The sequence below is a fragment of the Citrobacter sp. CK194 genome, from assembly GCF_030333395.1.
In the GTDB taxonomy this organism is placed as follows: domain Bacteria; phylum Pseudomonadota; class Gammaproteobacteria; order Enterobacterales; family Enterobacteriaceae; genus Citrobacter_B; species Citrobacter_B koseri.
Map to the genome: position 1 here is coordinate 43,629 of NZ_JAOWGA010000015.1, position 24,245 is coordinate 67,873.

24 protein-coding genes are annotated in these 24,245 nt (G+C 56.2%); 3 read left to right on the plus strand and 21 right to left on the minus strand.

What is annotated here, in order from left to right; translation table 11 throughout:
* Positions 1-172: 172 nt before the first annotated feature.
* Positions 173-343, plus strand: a complete 171-nt coding sequence (locus tag OGX80_RS05720) for a YhfL family protein (RefSeq protein ID WP_012135480.1) — start codon at positions 173-175, stop codon at positions 341-343.
* 455 nt (positions 344-798) lie between these two features.
* Here the strand turns inward: OGX80_RS05720 and OGX80_RS05725 are convergent, their stop codons facing one another.
* The 20 genes from OGX80_RS05725 to OGX80_RS05820 form a co-directional block, all read right to left on the minus strand.
* Entirely contained in the window at positions 799-1,875 is a 1,077-nt protein-coding gene (locus OGX80_RS05725; protein WP_115181041.1) for an aminotransferase class I/II-fold pyridoxal phosphate-dependent enzyme, read from the minus strand.
* 12 nt (positions 1,876-1,887) lie between these two features.
* Positions 1,888-3,192, minus strand: coding sequence for a YhfT family protein (locus OGX80_RS05730; protein ID WP_047460741.1), 1,305 nt, complete (start codon positions 3,190-3,192; stop codon positions 1,888-1,890).
* Between the two features lie 11 nt (positions 3,193-3,203).
* Positions 3,204-3,557 (minus strand): DUF2620 domain-containing protein, encoded by a 354-nt coding sequence (locus OGX80_RS05735; RefSeq protein WP_012135484.1) that lies wholly within the window; start codon positions 3,555-3,557, stop codon positions 3,204-3,206.
* A gap of 10 nt (positions 3,558-3,567) precedes the next feature.
* On the minus strand, positions 3,568-4,446 hold the full coding sequence (locus OGX80_RS05740) for a phosphotriesterase-related protein (protein ID WP_012135485.1): 879 nt from the start codon (positions 4,444-4,446) through the stop codon (positions 3,568-3,570).
* The gene (locus OGX80_RS05745) at positions 4,443-5,669 is read right to left on the minus strand and encodes a phosphopentomutase (protein WP_115181040.1); all 1,227 of its coding nucleotides are present in this window, start codon (positions 5,667-5,669) and stop codon (positions 4,443-4,445) included. Before OGX80_RS05745 ends, OGX80_RS05740 begins: the two co-directional genes overlap by 4 nt.
* Positions 5,669-6,832 carry a YhfX family PLP-dependent enzyme gene (locus OGX80_RS05750; protein ID WP_114848055.1) on the minus strand — a complete coding sequence of 388 codons (1,164 nt, stop codon included), beginning with the start codon at positions 6,830-6,832 and terminating at the stop codon, positions 5,669-5,671. Before OGX80_RS05750 ends, OGX80_RS05745 begins: the two co-directional genes overlap by 1 nt.
* Before the next feature lie 84 nt (positions 6,833-6,916).
* Positions 6,917-7,279: a hypothetical protein gene (locus OGX80_RS05755; protein ID WP_049011738.1), complete on the minus strand. Its 363-nt coding sequence runs from the start codon at positions 7,277-7,279 to the stop codon at positions 6,917-6,919.
* Between the two features lie 20 nt (positions 7,280-7,299).
* The gene (yhfZ, locus tag OGX80_RS05760) at positions 7,300-8,205 is read right to left on the minus strand and encodes a GntR family transcriptional regulator YhfZ (protein WP_024131011.1); all 906 of its coding nucleotides are present in this window, start codon (positions 8,203-8,205) and stop codon (positions 7,300-7,302) included.
* Positions 8,206-8,442: 237 nt separating this feature from the next.
* A complete protein-coding gene (gene trpS / locus OGX80_RS05765) occupies positions 8,443-9,447 on the minus strand; it encodes a tryptophan--tRNA ligase (protein ID WP_012135491.1) in 1,005 nt (334 codons plus the stop codon).
* Entirely contained in the window at positions 9,440-10,198 is a 759-nt protein-coding gene (gph, locus tag OGX80_RS05770) for a phosphoglycolate phosphatase (RefSeq protein WP_115181039.1), read from the minus strand. Before gph ends, trpS begins: the two co-directional genes overlap by 8 nt.
* Positions 10,191-10,868 (minus strand): ribulose-phosphate 3-epimerase, encoded by a 678-nt coding sequence (rpe, locus tag OGX80_RS05775; RefSeq protein WP_012135493.1) that lies wholly within the window; start codon positions 10,866-10,868, stop codon positions 10,191-10,193. Before rpe ends, gph begins: the two co-directional genes overlap by 8 nt.
* A 17-nt stretch (positions 10,869-10,885) precedes the next feature.
* Entirely contained in the window at positions 10,886-11,722 is an 837-nt protein-coding gene (dam, locus tag OGX80_RS05780) for an adenine-specific DNA-methyltransferase (RefSeq protein ID WP_115181038.1), read from the minus strand.
* A gap of 72 nt (positions 11,723-11,794) precedes the next feature.
* Positions 11,795-13,069, minus strand: coding sequence for a cell division protein DamX (gene damX / locus OGX80_RS05785; protein ID WP_115181037.1), 1,275 nt, complete (start codon positions 13,067-13,069; stop codon positions 11,795-11,797).
* A 96-nt stretch (positions 13,070-13,165) separates the two neighbouring features.
* The gene (gene aroB, locus OGX80_RS05790) at positions 13,166-14,254 is read right to left on the minus strand and encodes a 3-dehydroquinate synthase (protein WP_047460717.1); all 1,089 of its coding nucleotides are present in this window, start codon (positions 14,252-14,254) and stop codon (positions 13,166-13,168) included.
* A gap of 58 nt (positions 14,255-14,312) precedes the next feature.
* Positions 14,313-14,834, minus strand: a complete 522-nt coding sequence (gene aroK / locus OGX80_RS05795) for a shikimate kinase AroK (protein ID WP_012135498.1) — start codon at positions 14,832-14,834, stop codon at positions 14,313-14,315.
* Positions 14,835-15,142: 308 nt separating this feature from the next.
* A complete protein-coding gene (gene hofQ, locus OGX80_RS05800; protein WP_115181036.1) occupies positions 15,143-16,381 on the minus strand; it encodes a DNA uptake porin HofQ in 1,239 nt (412 codons plus the stop codon).
* The gene (locus OGX80_RS05805) at positions 16,293-16,694 is read right to left on the minus strand and encodes a DUF2531 family protein (RefSeq protein WP_012135501.1); all 402 of its coding nucleotides are present in this window, start codon (positions 16,692-16,694) and stop codon (positions 16,293-16,295) included. The genes hofQ and OGX80_RS05805 overlap by 89 nt, the downstream gene beginning before the upstream one ends.
* A complete protein-coding gene (locus OGX80_RS05810; protein ID WP_115181035.1) occupies positions 16,687-17,157 on the minus strand; it encodes a HofO family protein in 471 nt (156 codons plus the stop codon). Before OGX80_RS05810 ends, OGX80_RS05805 begins: the two co-directional genes overlap by 8 nt.
* Positions 17,141-17,680, minus strand: a complete 540-nt coding sequence (locus tag OGX80_RS05815; RefSeq protein ID WP_150333871.1) for a PilN domain-containing protein — start codon at positions 17,678-17,680, stop codon at positions 17,141-17,143. The genes OGX80_RS05810 and OGX80_RS05815 overlap by 17 nt, the downstream gene beginning before the upstream one ends.
* On the minus strand, positions 17,680-18,459 hold the full coding sequence (locus OGX80_RS05820) for a type IV pilus biogenesis protein PilM (RefSeq protein WP_115181034.1): 780 nt from the start codon (positions 18,457-18,459) through the stop codon (positions 17,680-17,682). Before OGX80_RS05820 ends, OGX80_RS05815 begins: the two co-directional genes overlap by 1 nt.
* Positions 18,460-18,579: 120 nt before the next feature.
* Between OGX80_RS05820 and mrcA the strand changes: the two genes are divergently transcribed.
* A complete protein-coding gene (gene mrcA, locus OGX80_RS05825) occupies positions 18,580-21,132 on the plus strand; it encodes a peptidoglycan glycosyltransferase/peptidoglycan DD-transpeptidase MrcA (RefSeq protein ID WP_047460696.1) in 2,553 nt (850 codons plus the stop codon).
* Between the two features lie 93 nt (positions 21,133-21,225).
* Here the strand turns inward: mrcA and nudE are convergent, their stop codons facing one another.
* Complete coding sequence (gene nudE / locus OGX80_RS05830; protein ID WP_012135506.1) at positions 21,226-21,786, minus strand: ADP compounds hydrolase NudE; 561 nt, start codon at positions 21,784-21,786, stop codon at positions 21,226-21,228.
* 322 nt (positions 21,787-22,108) lie between these two features.
* On the opposite strand from nudE, the gene igaA reads away from it, so the two are divergent.
* A complete protein-coding gene (gene igaA, locus OGX80_RS05835; protein WP_049012024.1) occupies positions 22,109-24,241 on the plus strand; it encodes an intracellular growth attenuator protein IgaA in 2,133 nt (710 codons plus the stop codon).
* Positions 24,242-24,245: the final 4 nt, after the last annotated feature.

The following is a 24,245-nucleotide window of genomic DNA, read 5'->3' on the forward strand; positions in this document are numbered from 1 at the left end:
CTCCAGGCCGTTTTTATTATGCTGAATCTACGCAAAGCATATTACCCGCAGAATAAGAAGTCCTTATCTGGACTACCTCGCCCCCTTATTAATTGATATGGTAACGTCCGCAAAATGGATTTTTCCATTTATCTCATACAATTAAAATTGTTTTATTTACAAGGATTTTGTCATGTTTAAAATTGCAAAGATTGCCGTTGTGGCAGGGATGCTGGCTACGCTCACCGCGTGTACGGGTCATATCGAAAACAAAAAGAATGATTGCAGTTACGATTATTTACTTCACCCGGCAATTTCTATTTCAAAAATTATTGGTGGTTGCGGCCCAGCCGCGGATCAATAATCGAAACCGTTGTCGCACGATACAAAAAAACCGGGGATTCCCCGGTTTTTTCATGTGTATCATTGTAGGCCTGATAAGCGCAGCGCCATCAGGCTTCCGTGCGCGCATACATGCCGGATGGCGGCGCAAACGCCTTATCCGGCCTACGGTGCTGTACGCTGTAGGCCTGATAAGCGCAGCGCCATCAGGCTTTCGTGCACGCATACATGCCGGATGGCGGCGCAAGCGCCTTATCCGGCCTACGGTGCTGTACGCTGTAGGCCTGATAAGCGCAGCGCCATCAGGCTTCCGTGCGCACATACATGCCGGATGGCGGCGTAAACGCCTTATCCGGCCTACGGTGCTGTACGCTGTAGGCCTGATAAGCACAGCGCCATCAGGCTTTCGTGCACACATACGCGCCGGATGGCGGCGCAAGCGCCTTATCCGGCCTACGCGGTGTTGTGCCATCAGGCTCACAGGCTTTCCCGCAAAATACGTAACACCGTTTCTTCGCCGCTGCGGTTGGGATTAATACGAATCGCATAACGCGCCAGACCCGGACGGGCCGCACGAAACGTACCGGAAAGGCGATAAAACAATGGCGGGATTTCATATTTGGACTCCGCGCCCACCGGGTAAGGCAACGCCCCGCGCTTTTGCGCCTCCTCCAGCACCTTTTCGGCAACGGGCTGGTGGAACTCCACAATCAACACTTTCGATTGCGCATTCGCAATCACCGCCTGCTTCACTTCCGGCACGGTTCCACTGTTTAACAAGGCGAGTAAACGTTCCGTCACCCCGGCCTGCACTGCGTGCATCACTGGCGCGAAAACCAGGCCACGAAGCACCGCCTGCGCCTGCGCGCCCTGAATCTGGCTGCCGCCGGAATACATCGTCGCACGTATTCTGGCGATGGCTTCCGCCTCCCCCACCACCGCGCCGGTGCCTTCAGGCCCGAAGAGTTTAAAACAGGAAAACGTGGACAGCGTGGCCCCACATTCACAACCAATACGCGCCACTTTCATCACCGCATAATTATCGTCGGTCAGCGTGGGGACGCCGCATCGCGCAAGCTCCGCCAGCACCCCGGCCAGAGAATAGCAATCCTGCGGTTGCTGACGCGTATGTTGCACCAGCGCCGCATGGGGCCGATGCTCTGCGATAACCTGCGTTATCGTCTCCAGATCGTTGAAATCCGCTCTGACAAGCACAATCCCCATCTGCTCGACGATCCCCTGCGTTGTGGGATAAACCGGCGCATCATGCACCAGAAGGCGTTGCCCCGGTTTCAGCAGCGCGGCCAGCCCGGCCCGAATCGCGCCAGTTCCCGCGCCCTGCACCAGCACCGCGTCCTCAGCATGAAACGCCTCCGCCAGCACCTTTTCCACTTGTCGGGTGGTTCCCGGCTGGTTAAGCCCCGGACTTAACCCCAGATCGCCACCCTTTAAAAAATCCGCGCCCGGAAAATAACGACACACCGTGTCCACCAGCGCAAACTGCTTCTGCTGCGCCTCGGCGAGCGTCAGGCTTTGCAGGGGGAAGGTTTTCATTTAGACGCCTCCTCAGGCCGGAATAAACAAACCGAACCAGTAGAGAATATTCAACAAGATACCGGTAATCATCACGGCCACGACCGGCGCGGCCATCTTCTGCACCGGGCGCCCCAGCGACTCGTTGAGGAAGTAGATAGCAATCGCAATCGAGAAGCCGGTATAACCCGCCATCTTGATCGCCGCAAAAATAGAGCCGATCAGTAGCGCGGTTTCCATCAGCATATTCATCGCGTTACGGATATTGTCCGACGCATTGCGCACCGACGGGTAGCGTCCAAGCCACTTCCCAATCGAGCGCAACAGCAGCACTTCCGCAGAAATCACGACCGCCCCCAGGATGGCGGCAATCCACGGATTCGGCGCCAGATAGCCCACGGAATACACAAAGGTAAAACCGGCCACCGCATACACGCCCGTCGCCAGCGCCGTTGTGGCGATCATCGGCACAAAGCCAAGCCCACGCATGAACTCCGCCAGCGCCGCCTGATGAAGCAAGGTCTGCGACTCTTCAGGCGTAACGCCAGCAGAATAGGCTTTCTCAAGGGTAAAGATCGACACCTCGCTGCCGGCAAAAATATTCATACTGGCGACCGCCGCAATCAACGCGCCGACGATCGCGATATACGGTAAGTTTTTAATAATGCGGGAGGTGCGCTCCTCAAAGACGGATAACCCACTGCTATCCATCTCCTCATCGCCACGGTGGCGCAGGTCGTGCGTAATCGCAATCGCCAGCAGCATCACCATGCCGATAAAAATCTCAATCGATTCCGGGTTCAGATGCGGGAAGTAACGCACCACCAGGACACGCGCCATCAGCACCACAACCGCAGCGATAAGACTGTGTTTCCAGCCGAATTGATAAAAAATCGCCACCAGCGGGAACAGCGCAAAACCGGCGACAACCGGGGAACTCAACTCGCCAAGGCTCCCCAGCACGTCAACCGGCAAGGCGGTAAGCAGATGGTTCACCGGCAGCAGACAGGTCAGAATCAGCACGCCCCAGGCGGCGCCAAGCCCAAACGCCAACAGGCTATTGATCGCCAGTACGCCAAGAATATCGGTAGGTAAAAACAGCAGCCAGGCGTTAAGCAGCCCCGTTTTGAGGGTAAATGAGATCCCCACCGACGCCACAAAACCGATACTCAAACCAAACGCGATACTCCCCGCCTCCCGGCGGTTCATATAGCCTTCGATCAGCTGCGGTAAGATCGGGCGAATCCCGTCATGGAAAACGGCGGCTGAGCGATGCGCCAGTAGCGACGTCATCCCCGTCAGGCAGGCCACCACCAGAATCTGAATATACAGCTCCATAAGCATGCCTTTTATTTCAAGTGGTTAACCAGCATGGGAATCGCATGCTCAACATGTTCGACAGAGAGGCCAAACGCCACTTTCCCTTCCGCGACCATCTTTGCGATATGCTCGTCTTTCGCTTTAATACCCGGCTTAGCGATGGTGCAGCTTTTGTTGTAGCCAATCACCGCAATCGCTATCGACAACGCCGCGCCAGCGCCGGTATTACACGCGCCGATGTAATAATCCAGTTGCCCGGACTTCACTTTCATCGCCGCTTCCATATCGTTGTGAATGGACACGTCAAAGCAGCCGGGCGCCACGGTCTCGATGGTTTTTTTAATCTGCTCACGCTGTAAGCCAGCAACACCAATCTTTTTCATCTTTCTGTCCTTATTGGAAAAATTGTGAGGGGTTATCACGCAACATCGTGTCCACATCGGCCTGACTGAATCCTGACTGGCGCAGCTGTGGGATAAAGGTGGTTAACAGGTAGTCGTAGCCATTGCCGCCATTGGCTTTTAGATGGGAGCGGCGGGTAATATCCATCGAAAGCATCACGCGGTTGAGCAAACCACGCTGGCGCAGCGCATTCAGCATGTCGATGCGCTTTTCATCCGGGTAGTAGTTGTTTTTGCCGATGGTGTCGAACTGCACGTATGCGCCGAGATCGATCATCTGCAAAATGCCGTCGAGGTTATCTTTCAGATCGCAATGACCAATCACCACGCGGGAGAGATCGACGCCCTGCGCCTGCAACAAGGCCAGTTGCTCCAGCCCCATCGTACTGAACGAGGTATGGGTGGAAATGGGGCGTCCGGTTTCATTGTGGGCGCGCGCGGCGGCGATAAACACCTTCTCTTCCAGCGGCGTAATCACCCCTTCACTGGAGCCGATTTCCGCAATAATTCCGGCTTTCAGCGTCGTGTTATCAATACCGATGACGATCTCATCGATCATCTCCTGCGCAAGCTGTTCCACGCTGCGGGTCGCGACATGCTCAGGGAAAAATGCGTCCTGGTAGTAACCCGTGCAGGCCACCACGTTTATCCCGCTATCCCGCATCAAATCGAGCATGAATTGCGGGTTGCGCCCCATATAGCGGTTGGTCATTTCAATGATGTTGCGCACGCCCAACGCCCGCAGATCTTTCATCTCCTGACAAATGAGATCGTACTGATCTAACCGGCAGTCGAGGTTATTTTTGAACCCGGAGAGATCGATGTGCAGATGCTCATGGGCCCAGGTGTAGCCTGACGTATCAAAATTCATACGGCGTCTCCTGTGAGCTGTAATGACGAAAAGAAAGAGGTGCCGTTTTGTGGCGCGGGCGCGCCAAAGAACTCACAGACTGTCGCGCCCACATCCGACAGCGTGGCGCGAAGGCCTAACTGAACAGGCTTCAGCCCCTGCCGGTAGACCAGAATCGGCACTCTTTCACGGGTATGGTGACTGTGACCTATCGTCGGATCGTTGCCGTGGTCGGCCATCACCAGCAGACAATCATCGGGTGTCATCTCGCTTGTCAGCCGCGCAAGATTACGGTCAACCACCTGCAAACGTTCCGCATAACGTGCGACATCCTGGGCGTGTCCCGCCAGATCGGTTTCCTGGATGTTGGTGCAGATAAACGCGTGCCGGGCGGCACTGAATTCATCGCGCGTGATATCCATGATGCGCTGGCTGTCCACCAGGTTTTGCCAGCTACGTCCGTGAGGATTCGCCACGATATCCGCCACTTTGCCGATCAGCACGGTCGGCACGCCAACCTCATGCAGTTTTTGCGGCACCTGAACCCGCTCATCCACGCCATAGCCCATATGAACAACCTGAAAACCGCTCTCATATGCGCCGGATCGCGGCGCATTGATGCCAATAAAACGCCCCTCTTTCGCTTCTGCGGCGTCCAGAATCCGCTGGCTGTCGTGAAGCGTGCCACCGAATGCAATGACGCGCCCCACCTGCGCGTGTTCACGCACAATGCGGCCAATCTTCAGCACCTCGTCAAAGGCGATGGCGGAAAGGTTGGCGGTAATGTTGTAAACCTGCCCTAAATCCGCTTCGAGGTTATCGCCTATCGCCACCGACTCATTGACCCACAGGAACGCCAGTTCGCCGCCACGTCGCTCTACCTGCCAGCCCGCCGCCTTCAGCGCCAGCTCAACGCAATCAATCACCTCGCTAAACGGCATACGCAGCGGCGCCTGCGGACGCGTGCCTAAAATCTCCTGATGCCCCATGAAGGTATCCCCGCCTTCATGCTGCAATTCCGCGATCCCCCACACTGCCGATGCCGAGGGAGCCATAACGCCTGGCGCATAGCCCAGCGCGTTAATCAGCCCCAGTTTCTCCAGCGTCGGCAGATGTAGCTGCGGGAGCTGACGCAGAATATGTCCGCAGGTATTCGCCCCGACATCCTGCGGGCGAACCTCCGCCACATCCTTCATTGCGCCGACGCCGAAGCTATCAATCACCAGCACCACAAAACGAGCCATTACGCCTCCAGTACGTTTCCGAGACTGTCATAACGGGCGACGATTTCCGCCGCGCCGCGCTGAATGCCAGACACCAGCACCACATCACTGCGCGTCACAAAAATTTGGGTACGAAAACAGAGCACCACGGCGCTGCTCACCGGAAACGTCCCTGCAAGCGGCAGGTAGTAGTCGATACTGCTGTCATCGACGGGTTCCAGCGTCGTCTTCGCGGGAACGTCGTTTTCCGGCGTAAAAACGAGCGCGTTGCGCGCATGTCCCCGGCGGTAATAGCCGCCGCCATAGCAGTAGCTGTTGCCACGAAAATGGTGCGAAATTTCACTCAGCCAGAGCATCGCAATGCGTTCAGGCTGATCGCCTTGCTGATTCGACGGAATGGTGCCGGTCAGCGCATGGCCCGGTTCGGCATGGGTGACGCCATACCGCGCCAACAGCGGCAAAGACGCGCAGCTGGTTGCAGAGGGCGCATTAAGCTGCTCAATGGCAATCTCCCGCTCTTCCAGTTGCTGCCTCGCCTTGACCAGGGAATGCAGATTGGGCGTCGGCCTGGTCTCACCTGATGCGTCATCCCACAGCAGGCAGGGGAAATGCGTTAACCCCGTGATATGGAGCCCCGGCAGACGGCGAATGTCATTCACCGCGTCATCAAGGCGCGCCAGCGGGAAGCCGCTCTCCTGCCCCGGATAAAGAAAATCCTGCTCGCCGTAAATCTTCAGCATTACCGCCTGCACGCGCCCGGCCTTCACCGCCGCCGCCGACACTTCACGCGCCTTCTCCAGCGAAAAGAGCGTAATAATGTCCGTCCCTTGCTCCACCGCTTCGCCAATCTGCCGGGAGGGGATCTGCACTAAATGCCCCTGATGCGCCACCGGCAATCCGGCGCGACGCATGACCCTGGCCTCTTTGTAATCCACCGTGACAATTCCGGCATATCCCAGCGCCAGCAGCTTTTCCGCCAGCCAGGGATTGCGCCCAAGCTGTTTTGTCATCAGATACAGCGTGATGCCGTATTGATGAGCCGTATCAACCAGGCGCTTCCCGTTTTCCAGCACCTGATCAACATCAATCACCCAGCTGTCCGGGACGATCCTTCCCTGCTGCCAGAGTCGGATCGCGGCGGTAATCAGCGCCGGATTCTGGCGTTTCAATGCGTGTATAAACATCTTTGTGCCTCGGTTTCTAATCCCTGAATTAAATATTCATTTTTTTGAATATTTAAGGTGTGGTACGTTGATGTACGGTGTTCCTCACGACGCTTCGTGCGCCGCCATCCACAGCCCATATAGATTTGCCAACAAATAGCCTTCCTCATTGGCATGAAGCGAAACCGTAAACTCCGCCAGCAGCGCCTGGTGCGCCAACAAAATCGCGGGCCAGTGGGGAGATTGCGTCAGTTCCGCCAGCAGCTCGCGATCCAGCGCGTCAATCACCTCTCCCCGACGACTGCGCATTAACGCGCTGGCCATGTGGGTTATCGCCATCGTTCCCTGCTCGGTATGCACCGGCAGCTTCCACTCCTCGTCCAGTCGTCTGACGACCTGCAACATGCCACGGCAAATATCTTCGTCGATAACCCCTGCGTCACACAGCAGGCTGAGTCTGTTTTCCATTTACAATGCCTTTGATTAACTTAGTAACTGGGTTCCTGTTCACCGCTGACCACACGTTGCTGATGGGCGAGCAGCGCCTGTTTGTCCACCACGGCGCGCAGCAGTTGCTGCATCGGGTAATCGTCCGACCGGGTCAGCACCACGGCTTCGGTGGCCTGCAAGAATCGGGGATCGCGGGTGAGCGGCGTCGCTTCTAACCCCAGCAATGCCAGCTCCGCTTCCGCCACCACATTCCAGATCACCGCATCCACATCGCCTTTTACAATGCGCTGGAGACTTTCGTGATAAGAGAGGTCTATCAGCTCCACATCACTTTTGCCGAAACAGGCTTCAGTCATGATTTTCTGATCTGCCGAACGGTTATCCAGCCCCACTCGCTTCACCCGGTCGGATTCGCCTTTACGGCAGATCAACTGGTGCTCGCCGACATAGGTGTGTGGCCCCAGTTCCAGCGCGATGCGCAACCCGTTTTGCGCCAGATAGCTCTCTGCGGCCAGACGCGACACCACGGCCATGTCGTAGACGCCATTCAGCAGGCACTCAACCCGGATGTCCGCCCCACGCATGTGCGCGTAATAAAATGGAATCCCTTCAAACTGCGCTTTCAGCCCGCTCGCCAGCCCTTCATACAGACGGGTGTACGGCAGCGGCATCGCGCAAACAACGTTGCTGATGTCCACATGCGACAGCAACGTTTTGTTATCCATCTCCACCAGGAAGCTGCCGTTGCGCCCACGACGCTCAATACGGATCGCCCCGGAAGACTCCAGCGTTTTTAATGCGGCCTGCGTTAACCCCACTGATGAGTGGCATTCATTAGCCAGTTCATCTATCGTTTTCAAACGGTTACCGCATTTCTCACCTAGCAGGTAGCGGGCCAGGGTCGTCAGCACGACCCCCTCTTTTTTGATAAATGTTCGACGCATCATAAATTTTCAGTAAAGTGAATATTTATATATTCATTAAAATGAAGATATCGCGCAATGACGATGTGCGTAAACGGCGAGACGCCTCACAGTTTTTCGTCACGGGTACGCAGAGAGACAAAAAAACCGGGAAATCCCCGGTTTTTTAATGTGTGGTGTCGCACCACTGTAGGCCCTCGCCGTGTTTACGCCGGGTGGCGGCGTAAACGCCTTATCTGGCCTACGGCGCGGTGCGCATTACGGCTTGGCGACAAAGCCGATCGCTTCGTAGACCGCTTTCAGCGTTTCGGAAGCACGGGCGCTGGCTTTTTCCGCCCCTTCTTTCATCACTTTCTGCAAGAAGGCTTCGTCGCTGCGGAAGCGATGATAACGCTCCTGCAACTCGGTCAGCATACCGGAAACAGCTTCAGCCACTTCACCTTTCAGATGACCATACATCTTGCCTTCGAAATGCTGCTCCAGCTCAGGGATGCTCTGGCCGGTTACGGCGGAGAGGATATCCAGCAGGTTAGACACCCCCGCTTTATTCTGGATGTCGTAGCGCACTACCGGCGGCTCGTCGGAATCCGTCACCGCACGTTTGATTTTTTTCACCACCGATTTCGGGTCTTCCAGCAGGCCGATGACGTTGTTACGGTTATCGTCCGACTTGGACATCTTTTTGGTCGGTTCCAGCAGTGACATCACGCGCGCGCCGGATTTTGGAATAAACGGCTCAGGAACGTTAAAGATATCGCCATACAGCGCGTTAAAACGCTGCGCGATGTCGCGGCTCAATTCCAGATGCTGTTTCTGATCTTCACCCACCGGCACCTGATTCGTTTGATACAGCAAAATGTCTGCCGCCATCAGAACCGGGTAATCAAACAGACCGGCGTTGATGTTCTCGGCATAGCGCGCGGATTTGTCTTTGAACTGGGTCATCCGGCTCAGTTCGCCGAAATAGGTGTAGCAGTTCAGCGCCCAGCCCAGCTGCGCGTGCTCCGGCACATGGGACTGAACAAAGATGGTGCTTTTCTCAGGATCGATACCACACGCCAGGTAGAGCGCCAGCGTATCCAGCGTCGCCTTACGCAGCTGCTGTGCATCCTGACGCACGGTGATCGCATGCTGGTCAACGATGCAGTAAATGCAATGATAGTCATCCTGCATGTTCACCCACTGACGCAGCGCACCCATATAGTTGCCAATGGTCAATTCACCTGAGGGCTGTGCGCCACTAAAAACGATGGGCTTAGTCATTTTTCGATTCCTGATTTTCGCTATGCGGAAGCCCGAGAGCGGGCAGAAGGTCATTAATAGTGTCGTAAATCACATCCGGCTGGCTAAGAGCGATTGATTCGCCATAGTTGTAGCCGTACGTGAGGCCGACCGACGGGCAGCCAGCCGCTTTTGCAGCCTGAATGTCGTTACGCGAATCGCCCACAAAGAGCATCTGTTCAGGCGCGACGCTCATCCGCTTTGCCACCAGCAGCAGCGGATCGGGATGCGGCTTTTTGTTCTGCACATCGTCGCCGCCAATGACCACGCTGAAGTATTTGGCGATATCCAGCGCTTCAAGCAGCGGCGCCACAAACGGCGTCGGCTTATTGGTCACCAGTCCAAGCGGCAGCCCTTTGGCATGCAGCGCGCCCAGCGTATCGGCTACGTGCGGGAACAGGAACGTCCCTTCTTCCGCCACATCGCCATAGTAGCGGTCGAACAGCTTACGCAAAATACGCACCTGCTCTTCGGCGGGGATCTCATCATCAACAGGCGGTTTGCCCATTGTTTTACGTAACGTAGCGCGTTCCTGGCGAGCCCAGGCGAGCGCACGCTCCATCAATACATCCGCGCCGTTACCAATCCAGGTAATTACGCGATCTTCGCCAGCGGTAGGCAGTTCCAGCGCGTATAACGCCATATCTACCGCAGCGGCTAATCCCGGCGCGCTGTCGACCAGCGTGCCGTCGAGGTCAAAGGCGACACCCCGAATATCCTGCAATTTATCCATGACTTACCTTTGCCAGTTCACTGCGCATTTCATCAATGACTTTTTTGTAGTCTGGTTGGTCGAAAATCGCGGAGCCTGCCACAAACATGTCTGCGCCCGCCGCGGCGATTTCGCCGATGTTGTTCACCTTGACGCCGCCGTCCACTTCCAGGCGAATGTCATAACCTGACTCATCAATACGACGGCGCACTTCACGCAGCTTCTCCAGCGTGTGCGGAATAAAAGACTGGCCGCCAAAACCCGGGTTGACGGACATCAGCAGGATCACATCCAGCTTATCCATCACGTAATCCAGATAACTCAGCGGCGTGGCCGGGTTAAACACCAGACCCGCTTTACAGCCGTTTTCTTTAATCAGCTGCAAGGTACGATCGACATGCTCGGAGGCTTCGGGATGAAACGTAATGATGCTGGCGCCCGCTGCGGCGAAATCCGGCACGATGCGGTCAACCGGCTTCACCATCAAATGCACGTCGATGGGGGCGGTAATACCGTATTTGCGCAGGGATTTCAGCACCATCGGGCCGATGGTCAGGTTCGGCACATAGTGGTTGTCCATGACGTCAAAATGCACGACATCCGCACCAGCAGCCAGCACTTTCGCGGTGTCCTCACCCAGGCGGGCAAAATCAGCCGACAGAATTGAGGGGGCAATCAAATACTGTTTCATCCGCTTCTCCTTGAGAATTATTTTTTCGCAGGCGTTACGACTCCTGGTTGGTACAGAGCCAGCAGTTCGTCCACCTTTTTACGTGTGCCGCCATTGCTGCTTATACTGCGACGCACTTTGACCTGAAAATGTTTCGCCGCTTTGTACCACTCGCGGGTATCGGGCGTGTCATGGTTCGAAATTAACACCGGGATCCGCTTGCTGACCAGCTTTTCTGCCATCTCCGCCAGGCGCGCCTGCTCTTTTGGGCTGAAGCTATTGGTATGATAAGCGGTGAAATTCGCCGTCGCAGAAAGCGGTGCGTAAGGCGGATCGCAATAGACCACAGAATTGCTATCAGCACGATCCATACACTCTTCATACGAAAGGCAATGAAACTCTGCATTCTGCGCTTTTTTGGCAAAATGGTACAACTCCGTCTCCGGGAAGTAGGGCTTTTTGTAACGGCCAAACGGCACGTTAAACTCCCCACGCAAGTTATAGCGGCACAGGCCATTGTAACCATAGCGGTTCAGGTATAAGAACAGGACCGCGCGACGGAACGACTCCCGGCTCGTATTGAACTCTTCACGGAGTTGATAGTAAACCTCGGCCTGATTCGTCTCAGGCGTAAACAGCTCGCGGGAAGCCCGCACATACTCTTCAGTACGCGACTTCACGATTTTATAGAGGCTGATAAGGTCACTATTAATATCGGCAAGAATATAACGAGAAAAGTCGGTGTTAAGAAACACCGACCCGGCACCCACAAAGGGCTCAACCAGACATTCACCTTTCGGTAAATGCCGTTTGATGTCATCAAGCAGGGGGTATTTCCCCCCTGCCCACTTCAGAAAAGCGCGATTCTTTTTCATGCTGACTAACTAATTACACCTTCTCCGGCTGTGGAGAAAGCTCCGACAGCATCCTGCGCTTTAACATGACTATTACTTCAGATCGGCCTGCACCTGATGCAACGGTTTTGCCCACGGGTTTTTCGCCTGCACATCGGCTGGCAACGTAGACACCGCACGTTTGGCATCATCTTTAGACGCATACACACCCGTTACCAGAACATACCACGGCTGACCGTTACGCGTCGTCTGATACACCACATAGTTTTTCAGGTTTTCTTTCTTCGCCCAACCGTTCAGGTTGTCGTAGTTAGAAGAACTGCTGAGTTGCAGGGTGTAATGGCTGGAAGGCGCAGACTTCAGCGAACCCACGTTACCTGTGCTTTTCGTACCAGCCGCACTGCCGGCTGCCGCTGTGGTTTGCGCTGGCGCAGTGCTGGCGGTGGCTTTCGGCGCGGTCGTTGCCGCTGGCGCGGAAGTTGCTGGCGCTTTCGTCGTCGCGACCGGCGCGGCAGGTTCGCTACGTTTCGGCTGCGTGGTCGGCTTCGGTTCCACTGGCGTCGCTTTCGCGGTGGTCTGCGGTTTCTTCGGCTCAATCACAACCTGCTTACGTTCCGGGCGCGTAGTGGTCTGACGCTCGCCCGATTGCGTCGTCGCCGTCTGACGCGGCGCATTGCCGTTGCGGATTGGCGCAACGGTGGCTGGTTCCGTCGGCAGCGTGGAGTTCGCCACCACATTGTTAACCTGTTCCTGACCCTGCGGCTGAGTCAGCGCATTGTTCAGATCGCCCTGAACTTCCACACGCTGTTGGCCTTCGGTCGCGGCAGGTGCCTGACCCTGCGTTGGCGTTGAGGCGATCGGCGGCAGAGAAACATCCTGCTGCGTGTTTCCGGCGGTCTGTTCAGCGTCTGGCGCAGGCTGCGTGGCGCTCGCCTGATCGGTCGCGTTATTGCCGGAAAGATCGATGCTTTTCTCGGCAGACGCCGTTTGATCGCTGGAAGAGGAGGGTGAAGGGGCTTTCAGCGCGGAACCAATACCGATGATCAACAGCAGCAACACCAGAACGCCGACACCCATCATGATGTACTGACGGGAAGCGGGTTTGCTGGCGGCTTTCTTACGTTTGCGGGGACGACGCTCTACGCGCTCTTCATCCACTGCATCATCGGATTCATAATCGTCTTCGCTGTACTGCTCTTCCTCACGCGCCTTTCGCGCACGCCCTGGACGACGATCGTCCGTATCCAGGTCGACGTCATCGAAATTGATCTGTGGATCATTATCGCGTTCAGAAGATTGACGAGTACGACCAGTACGACGATCGCTGGGATCGGGTTTCAGCTCGTCTTCTGGTTTGAATTCATCCATTTAACACCCCACTCAAAGGTTAATGCTTACGACGTTGCAGTTAACCTGAATTTAAATGACCAATACCGTGCAGTATCAGTCCGACCTTTCTTGTTGTTACGCCTGCTGACAGTCAGCAATAGCGCTGAGAACGATTTCGTGCGGCACTCCGCCGCGTACTTCACTTTTCCCTATCGCCAGCGGGAGCACTAAGCGCATCTCGCCCGCCAGGACTTTCTTATCGCGCAGCATGTGTGGCAAATACGCCTGAGCAGACATCTCACGCGGCCCGTGAACAGGCAGACCTGCGCGCTGGAGCAGCGTAATAATGCGTTGCGTATCCGCAGCGCTAAACTGACCGAGACGCTCTGACGTGCGCGCCGCCATCACCATACCAGCGGCGACGGCTTCACCGTGTAACCAATTGCCATAACCCATTTCAGCTTCAATGGCATGACCAAAGGTATGTCCCAGATTCAGTAAAGCACGTAAGCCCGTTTCACGCTCGTCTGCTGCGACAACTTCGGCTTTCAGCTCACAACAACGGCGGATACAGTACGCCATTGCCGGACCTTCCAGACGTAATAACGCGTCCAGATTGTCCTCAAGCCAGGTGAAAAATTCACCGTCAAGAATGATGCCGTATTTGATCACTTCCGCCAGACCCGATGCCAGCTCACGCGCAGGAAGCGTTTTCAGACAGTCGAGATCCACCACCACAGAAGCAGGCTGGTAGAACGCGCCGATCATGTTCTTGCCGAGGGGATGGTTTACAGCGGTTTTCCCGCCTACGGAGGAGTCGACCTGCGACAGCAATGTCGTCGGGACCTGGATAAAGCGCACGCCACGCTGATAGCTGGCGGCGGCGAAACCGGTAAGGTCGCCAATCACGCCGCCGCCGAGGGCAACCAGCGTGGTATCGCGACCGTGCGGTTTTTGCAGTAACGCGGTGAAAACCGTATCAAGTACCGTCAGGCTTTTATACTTTTCGCCATCGGGCAGGATAACGCTATCTACGTTAACCCCCGCCTGTTCAAGTACGCTACGGATCTTATCAAGGTAAAGGGGAGCCAGGGTTTCGTTGGTCACCAACATAACCTGATCGCCCGATTTCAGCGGTAAGAATGAAGCTGGTTCGTTAAACAAACCAGCCGCGATGGTGATAGGGTAACTACGTTCCCCGAGAGTAACTGTAATCCTCTCCATGACGCGACATCCACCTTAGTTACTTGTACCCGCTTACCGAGTATGTATTAAGCCAGAATCAGTTGCTTTCCAGCATATGAATAATCTGGTTTGCCACGACCTTAGCGCTCTGATCGTCGGTACGAATGGTCACGTCGGCAATCTCTTCATACAGAGGATTGCGTTCGTTGGCCAACGCTTCCAGAACTTCACGAGGCGGAGCTTCTACCTGCAACAGCGGGCGTTTCTTGTCGCGCTGCGTACGCGCAAGTTGTTTTTCGATTGTCGTTTCAAGATACACCACGACGCCACGCGCGGAGAGACGGTTACGCGTTTCACGTGATTTTACAGAGCCACCGCCGGTTGCCAGCACAATACCCTGTTTTTCCGTCAACTCGTTGATGACTTTTTCTTCGCGATCACGGAAGCCGTCTTCACCTTCTACATCGAAGACCCAGCCCACATCAGCTCCGGTTCGTTTCTCAATCTCTTGATCAGAATCGTAAAATTCCATATTGAGTTGTTGAGCTAACTGGCGCCCAATAGTGCTTTTTCCGGCACCCATAGGCCCAACCAGAAAGATATTGCGTTTCTCTGCCATTTTTTCGGTACTACTAAGACAATTCGTTAATGATAAACCCGCGTCGCAGACACCTTGCGCAGCAGGACATGAACTGAAACCTCATAAGATATTGCGAGAGTCAGACTGAAAATTATCTCAATACTCCAACGGGTTTGGCAACTGAATAAATTACCAAGACATATTGTAGACAACCCCGGAGGCAGCGTCGCCGGATAGCGACGAGAAGAACCAACTCTCAAATCGGTACTCCTTGTATGCTAAATACACCCCCACGTCAAATCCCTGAAACGTGTTCAGTGCAAAAACAGCGCGATTTCAGGCATAAATTATTCTGCCGCAACCAGTCTGGGGGTAATGAACACCACCAGTTCGCGCCGCTCGTTCTCTTTTCCATCATGGCTGAAAAGGGAACCAAGCCAGGGGATATCGCCTAACAGCGGGACGCTATCTTTAGCGGATTTGTTCTTGCGCGAAAAGATGCCGCCCAGCGCCAGCGTTTCGCCGCTTTTAACCTCGACCTGCGTGTCGATCTCCTGCTTATCGATCGCCAGCACTTCGCCATCCGCCTGCTGTAGCACCTGACCGGGAACGTTCTGGCTGATGTGAAGCTTCAGGCGAATGCGCCCCTTCGGCAAAACGGTGGGCGTCACCTCCATCCCCAGCACCGCTTCTTTAAACTCCACGGACGTCGCCCCGCTCTCGCCGCTGGAGACCTGATACGGGATTTCGCTCCCCTGCTTAATACTGGCGGGTTGCAGGTGCGAAGCCAGCAGTCGTGGGCTGGCGATAATATCAAGTTGCTGCTTCTGCTCCAGGGCGGAAAGCTCAAGATCCAACAAGCGACCGTTGATGCGCCCGATGTTAAACCCGACGCGAGACGTGGCGGCCGCGACGGAAAGATCGCTGGCAAGCGACGTCACCTGCCCTGGCGACCCGGCCTGTTGCGCGTCCGCCAGCGTCCACTTTACCCCCAGCTCACGCAGGCTTTTTTCATTTATGGTGACGATATGCGCCGCCAGTTCAACCTGCTCAACGGGGAGATCCATTTGCGCCGCCCACGTTTCCAGCGCCGCCAGCGCAACGTTGTTATCCCGAAGCAATAACCGGTTGGTGCGCTTATCTACCGTCATACTGCCTTTGGCGCTCAGCAGTTTTTCTCCCGCTTTTGCCAGTTCGGAGGCATCGGCGTATTGCAGAGAAATACTGCGATCCTCCAGCGGTAAGTTGGCCCGAATCCTTGCCTGCTCGGCCTCCTGCCGCGCGGCGTTTTCGTTTTGCCAGTGAACCGAGTGAACATGCAGAATATTCCCCTCCTGGCGCAGCACCAGCCCGGCGCTTTTTATGACCGTCTGCACCGCCTGCTTCCACGGCACATCCGTCAGACTCAGCGACAGCGAACCGCTGACGTCAGGCGAGACCACCAGATTCTTCTTCTCCTGCGCGGCAAGCGCCTGCAATACCTGAACAACAGGAACATCATCCACCACCAGCGTCACGTTTTGCGCTTTCCCCGCCTGTACGGCGGGCATCACGGCGATCAACGCTGCGGCTATCCATCGCTTCATTCACTTCTCCTTGTCGTTGCCACCGCCACTGCGACGGTTCACAGCCTTTACCGGTCTCAAGCGTTATGCTGTCTGCCGTCAGTCGGGAAATCGTCCAGCCGTTCTCCAGCACCTGATATTGTTCGACGCGCCGCCACTTCTGCTGGCTGTCTTTGAGAATGCCAGTCAGGCGCTCTCCCTGACTCACCACGCCCTGGTAACGCCACATCGGCAGTTCAGCGATCCGGCATCGGTCCTCCGGCGGTTTGAAGGGGTCGCGCATTCCGGTCAGCATCAGCAGGCAGCTACAGACCAACAGCCAGCGCTTAGTCATCAGTCAGCCGCTCCAGCTGTAGCGTCAACAGCAGTTCCGTCTCCTGCGGAACAAGCGAAAAGCGGTTGATGCGTATGCCGCGCTCCGCCAGCCGACTGAACAGTTGTGGAACCGCCTCCCAGGAGGATGCCAGCGCCAGCTCGCCTCCCTGCGCGGAAGGCTGCCAGTGAAGGAGGCGTACCGGAGAGCGCTGAAAATCCAGAGGGGAAAAAGGCACGCGCTTGCTGGCCGACGCTAAACGAGACATATCCATTGATGCGGCGATCTGGCGCAGGCTTCGCCACTGCCGGTCGATAGCCGCCCGCTGTTGCGCCAGCGCCGTTCGTTGCCGCTCCTGTTGCTGCGCACCCGAAGAAAACGCACATAAACACGCCAGTAATCCCAGCCCCAGGCTCCAGCCTAACCAGCAGAAGAGGCGGGTTCGCGGCAATAACCCGCACCAGAGGTCAAAAAGCGCGGCCATCTGCGAGGCTCCTTTTTAACGGGTAATGAAATTGCCAACGTCCCTGCGCATCCTGCTGCGTTGCCCCACTCCCGGCTAACGGGAAATCAGGATGACGACGCAGCGCGGTTTCCAGCGTGTTTAACGCGAGAAATGTCGTCGCGTATCCCTCAAGTTCCAGCGTTCCCTGCTGCCAGGATAACCGGGTTAGCCACGCCTGCTCGGGCAACAGCGCCGCCATCCCTTCCAGCACGCTCTGCCAGCGCCGCGTCTGCTCATATTCCGTTTGCCGCTGCAACGCTTGCTGCCACGCGGTCTGCCGCTGCTGTAAGCGGGGTTGGATCGCCAGCAGCGCGGCCGCGCGCTCTTTCTCTGCGATCGGCCACTGCGCATCCGCCCGTTTTTGCGCCGTGAGCGTAACCTCATGGATGCACGCCAGCGCAATGGCCAGCAGCAGTGAACCGCTGAACATAACGCTCCAGAATCGCAGACATTCGCGCCGCCGGGACTGGCGCCAGGGCAAAAAGTTGACCGGATGACTCATCAGCACGGCGCCCCCATTGCTAATCCCAGCGCGATGGCAAAGGTATGGCCTTCCGGCGGAACGGGAGGCTGGCGAATGGCAACCGCGCACCAGGGTTCGAAGCCGCCCGCGCCGCACACCGTCAGACTTTCCGGCGCAATGGACAACGTCGCGGCAAGACTGTTGGCGCAGGCCGCCTCTTGTAGCGGTTTTCGTCCCCACGCATAGCGCGTCGCCCACAGCCACTGTTCTTCGTCACGCCAGGCCAGACACTGCTGGTGCGCCAGCAGATAAGGAATAAAGCGCTGTAATGCGCAGGCATCCGGCGTAATCGCCGTCACCTGCATTTTCAGTTTTTGCGCCAGCGTTAATAAGGTCGCCACCTCCTTGCTTTGGGCGGCGGTCACGTTAAATGCCGGAGTCAGGGTATCTTCGCGATAGTCAAAGCGCAGGGCGTCGGGGGGCATATCCAGCTCACGCGCCATCGCGCCGGTCAGCCACGCCGTTTGTTCACGTTCGCGCAGCGCCATTTCCGGGCGCGGAAAATGCTTTTGCAGCGTCCGGCTGGCAGGGAAAGAGAGATAAATATGATGCCGGTGAGGAAGCGAACGACGCCACGGAAGCAATGCATCGACGAGCTGTTCTGGCTCGCGGAGATGCCCGTCAACGAAGGTACGTCCCGCCAGCGGCACCCGCCACCAGCGTTGTAAAGACCAGCCTGACGCGCCGCGAACCACGGCGACAGCCAGCGCCTCATGCTGCTGAATATGAAGGCCAATTTGCCAGAACCTGAAAGCCATTGCTTATGATCTCCTTATCAATGGTCGCTCTTACGGGTATATCAATGCGTCTGGCTTGCCTTTATACTACCGCGCGTTTGTTTATAAACTGCCCAAATGACACTAAATGGGAAATCTCCAGTGAAGTTCGTAAAGTATTTATTGATCCTTGCAGTATGTTGCATCCTGCTGGGAGCAGGCTCTATTTATGGCCTCTACCGCTATATCGAGCCGCAACTACCTGACGTCGCGACCTTAAAAGACGTGCGTTTGCAGATTCCGATGCAGGTTTACAGCGCGGATGGCGAGCTGATCGCGCAGTATGGCGAGAAACGTCGTATCCCGGTCACGCTTGACCAGATGCCGCCGGAAATGGTTAAAGCCTTTATCGCTACGGAAGACAGCCGCTTTTACGAGCATCATGGCGTCGATCCGGTAGGGATCTTCCGTGCGGCCAGCGTCGCGCTGTTCTCAGGCCATGCCTCACAGGGGGCAAGTACCATCACCCAGCAACTGGCGAGAAACTTCTTCCTGAGCCCGGAACGCACGCTGATGCGTAAAATTAAGGAAGCGTTCCTGGCAATCCGCATTGAGCAGATGCTGAGCAAAGATGAGATCCTCGAACTTTACCTGAACAAGATCTACCTCGGCTACCGTGCCTACGGCGTCGGCGCGGCGGCGCAGGTCTATTTCGGTAAGACGGTCGATCAGCTCACCCTGAGCGAAATGGCGGTGATTGCCGGTCTGCCGAAAGCCCCTTCCACATTTAACCCGCTCTACTCGATGGATCGGGCGACGGCGCGTCGTAACGTGGTGCTGTCTCGTATGTTGAGCGAAGGCTACATCACCCAGGCGCAGTACGATCAGGCGCGCGGCGAAGCGATTGACGCCAATTACCATGCGCCGGAAATCGCGTTCTCAGCGCCGTATCTGTCGGAAATGGTGCGCCAGGAAATGTACAGCCGTTATGGCGAAAGCGCCTATGAAGACGGGTATCGCATTTACACCACAATCACCCGCAAAGTACAGCAGGCGGCGCAGCAAGCCGTGCGTAACAACGTGCTGGACTACGACATGCGCCACGGCTATCGCGGGCCGTCGAACGTGCTGTGGAAAGTAGGCGAAACCGCCTGGGACAACAAAAAAATCACCGACACGCTGAAAGCCCTGCCAACCTACGGGCCGTTGCTGCCCGCCGTCATTACCGGCGCGAATCCGCAGGAAGCCACCGCGATGCTCGCTGATGGCACCTCCGTGTCGCTGCGGATGGAAGGCGTACGCTGGGCGCGCCCTTACCGTTCGGATACCCAACAGGGCCCGACGCCGCGTAAAGTGACCGACGCCGTACAGACAGGCCAACAAATCTGGGTTCGCCAGATGGGTGATGCCTGGTGGCTGGCGCAAGTCCCGGATGTGAACTCGGCGCTGGTTTCCATCAACCCGCAAAACGGCGCGGTTCTGGCGCTGGTCGGCGGTTTTGACTTCAACCAGAGTAAATTCAACCGCGCCACGCAGGCGCTGCGTCAGGTCGGGTCGAACATCAAACCGTTCCTCTATACCGCCGCGATGGATAAAGGTCTGACGCTGGCGAGTATGCTGAACGACGTGCCGATTTCCCGCTGGGACGCAGGCGCCGGTTCCGACTGGCGGCCAAAAAACTCCCCGCCGCAGTATGCCGGGCCAATCCGCTTACGTCAGGGTCTGGGTCAGTCGAAAAACGTAGTGATGGTGCGGGCGATGCGCGCGATGGGCGTGGATTACGCCGCAGAGTATCTGCAACGCTTCGGTTTCCCGGCGCAGAACATCGTGCATACCGAATCGCTGGCGCTAGGCTCCGCGTCCTTCACCCCAATGCAGGTGGCGCGCGGTTATGCGGTAATGTCTAACGGCGGCTTCCTGGTAGACCCGTATTTCATCAGCAAGATAGAGACCGACCAGGGCGGCGTGATCTTCGAAGCGAAGCCGAAAATCGCCTGCCCGGATTGCGATATCCCGGTCATTTACGGTGATACCCAAAAATCCAACGTGCTGGAAAACAATAACGTTGAAGATGTCGCCATCTCTCAGGAGCAGCAAAACGCCACCGTGCCAATGCCAAAACTGGAGCAGGCTAACCAGGCGTTAGTGGCGCAAAGCGGAATGCAGGAATATGCTCCGCATGTGATCAACACGCCGCTGGCCTTCCTGATTAAGAGCGCGCTGAACAGCAACATCTTCGGCGAACCCGGCTGGATGGGCACCGGCTGGCGCGCGGGTCGCGACCTGCAACGTCATGATATCGGCGGAAAAACCGGGACCACCAACAGCTCGAAAGATGCCTGGTTCTCCGGTTACGGCCCGGGCGTGGTGACTTCTGTGTGGATCGGCTTTGACGATCATCGTCGCGATCTGGGGCGCACTACCGCGTCCGGGGCGATCAAAGACCAGATTTCTGGTTATGAAGGCGGCGCGAAAAGTGCGCAACCCGCATGGGATGCTTACATGAAAGCCGTGCTGGAAGGGGTTCCTGAAGAGCCGTTGACGCCGCCTCCGGGCATCGTGACGATCAATATCGACAGAAGCACCGGGCAACTGGCAAACGGCGGTAACAGCCGCGCGGAATACTTTATCGAAGGCACTCAGCCAACGCAGCAGGCGGTGCATGAGGTGGGCACCACCATTATCGATAACGGTGAGACACACGAACTGTTTTGATCTTTTGCCGGATGGCGACGCCTGAGACGTCTTATCCGGCCTACATTTTGTTGTAGGCCAGGTAAAACGTCAGCCGCCATCCGGCAATATAAATTACAACCGCCCCTGCCCCTTCAGCCACTCACGGACCAGGAACAGCGCGCTGACGTTTCGCGCTTCACTGAAATCCGGTTCTTCCAGCAGATCCATTAAATGCGTCAGCGGCCAGCGCACCTGCGGCAGCGGTTCCGGCTCGTCGCCTTCCAGTGATTCAGGATAGAGGTCTTCCGCTATCACAATGTTCATTTTGCTGGAAAAATAGGACGGTGCCATGCTGAGCTTTTTGAGGAACGTCAGATCGTTCGCGCCAAACCCAACTTCTTCTTTCAGTTCGCGGTTCGCCGCTTCAAAAACGGTTTCGCCAGGGTCGATCAACCCTTTGGAGAACCCCAGCTCATAAGACTCCGTGCCCACGGCATATTCACGGATCAGAATCAGGTGATCGTCTACGATCGGCACAATCATTACCGCTTCACGAGTGGACGGACGCATACGCTCATAGACGCGGCGCACGCCGTTGCTGAATTCGAGATCCACACTTTCGACGTTAAACAGCCGGGATTTCGCGACAGTTTCAACTTTCAAAATGGTGGGTTTTTGTAATGATTTGCTCATCGTGAGAATCTATGCAGTGAAATCTGGTGCCATTGTGCGATATACAGCACGGTTTCGGCAATGTGAATTGCCGTTTATTTACATTTATGTAACGTAGTAAAAATTAATTCCCATTTAAAATTAAAAGTCAATAGGTTGAAATAACTCCAGGAATTTGCTGATATTCCGCTTTTGGTGGGTTTGCTATGATCCGCGTTCACTGGGATGCGCGTAAAAATGCTCAAGTTCAACTCCACGCTTGCCGATAGCCAACCACAGCATCACATTTATTCGACAGGGTGCGACTGACCACGCCTGACAGACTTAGTAAGATGGGGAAAGCATGAGCACCATTTTGATTTTCTTAGCTGCTTTGCTGGCCTGCTCTCTACTGGCAGGATGGCTACTCAGAGTAAGAGCCAGGCGGCAGAATCTGCCCTGGATCAGCGCCTTTTCAGACGCCGCGACGCGCAAGCTAACGCCGGAAGAGCGCAGTGCGGTTGAAAACTATCTCGACAACCTCAGTCAGATTCAGCAGGTGCCGGGGCCGACAGGCGCCAGTACCGCTCCCGTGTCGTTAACGCTGAATGCCCAGAGTAATAACGTCATTATTCTGACCCATTCCATTACGCGTTATGGCATCACGACCGACGATCCCAATAAATGGCGATATTACCTTGATTCCGTTGAGGTTCATTTGCCGCCGTTCTGGGAACAGTACATCAATGACGAAAATAACGTTGAGCTGATCCATACCGATACGCTTCCTTTGGTCATCTCGCTTAACGGCCACACGTTGCAGGAATACATGCAGGAGACGCGCGGCTATGCGCTACAGCATACCTCCTCCACCCAGGCGTCGATTCGTGGCGAAGAGAGCGAGCAAATTGAACTGCTGAACATTCGTCAGGAAACTCACGAAGAGTATGCGCTCAGCCGCCCTGCTGGGCTGCGCGAAGCATCGCTGATTGTGGCCTCATTCCTGCTGTTCTTCTGTTGCTTAATTACGCCGGATGTCTTCGTGCCGTGGATTGCGGGCGGCGCAATTTTGCTGCTCGCCGCAGGTCTCTGGGGGCTGTTCGCACCGCCATCTAAAACCTCGCTGCGGGAGATTCACTGCCTACGGGGAACCCCGCGTCGCTGGGGGCTGTTTGGCGAAAACGATCAGGAGCAGATCAACAATATTTCGCTGGGAATTATTGACCTGATTTACCCTGCCCACTGGCAACCCTATATCGCACAGGATCTCGGGCAGCAAACGGATATTGATATCTATCTGGATCGCCACGTCGCGCGGCAAGGGCGTTTTCTCTCCCTGCATGACGAGGTGAAAAATTTCCCGTTGCAACACTGGCTGCGTAGCGCCGTTATTGCGGGCGGATCGCTGCTGGTGCTGTTTATGCTGCTCTTTTGGATCCCGCTGGACATGCCGATCAAATTCACCTTGTCGTGGATGAAAGGCGCGCAAACCATTGAGGCCACCAGCGTTAAACAGCTCCACGACGCCGGAGTTCGCGTGGGCGATACGCTGCATCTGAGCGGCAAAGGCATGTGTAATATCCATCAGTCTGGTAGCTGGACTGCGCAGCCGAACTCCCCTTTTATGCCGTTTGATTGCTCGCAAATCATCTGGAATGACGCGCGGACGCTGCCGCTGCCCGAGTCCGATCTCGTCAACAAAGCCACGGCGCTGACCCAGGCCATCAACCGCCAGCTGCACCCGAAGCCGGAAGATGACTCCCGCGTTAGCGCGTCGCTACGTTCGGCGATTCAAAAGTCCGGGATGGTATTGCTGGATGATTTCGGCGACATCGTATTAAAGACCGCCGATCTGTGCGCCGCCGAAGACGAATGCGTGCGCCTGAAAAACGCGCTGGTGAACCTCGGCAATAGCAAAAACTGGGCCGCGCTGGTCAAACGCGCGAATGCGGGCAAACTTGACGGCGTGAACGTTCTGTTGCGCCCTGTCAGCGCGGAGTCGCTCGATAACCTGGTGACGACCTCAACCGCGCCGTTTATCTCCCGTGAAACCGCGCGCGCCGCACAGGCGCTTAACAGCCCCGCGCCGGGCGGCTTCCTGATTATCAGCGATGAAGGCAGCGATCTGGTTGATCAGCCGTGGCCGTCGATGTCCCTGTACGATTACCCCGCGCAGGAACAGTGGGGCGCATTCCAGCGCCTGGCGCAGATGTTAATGCAAACGCCGTTTAGCGCCGAAGGGATCGTCACCCGTGTCTACACCGACGCCAACGGCACGCAGCACATCGGCCTGCACCGCATCCCGGATCGTTCCGGTTTATGGCGCTACCTTGGCACGACGTTGCTGATGCTCACCATGCTGGGCTGCGCCGCTTACAACGGCATTCAGGCGTTCAGACGTTATCAGCGTAACCGCACCCGTATGGCGGAAATTCAGGAATATTATGAAAACTGCCTGAATCCAAAGCTGATCGCCTCCCCGGAAAGCCTCATCTGACAGC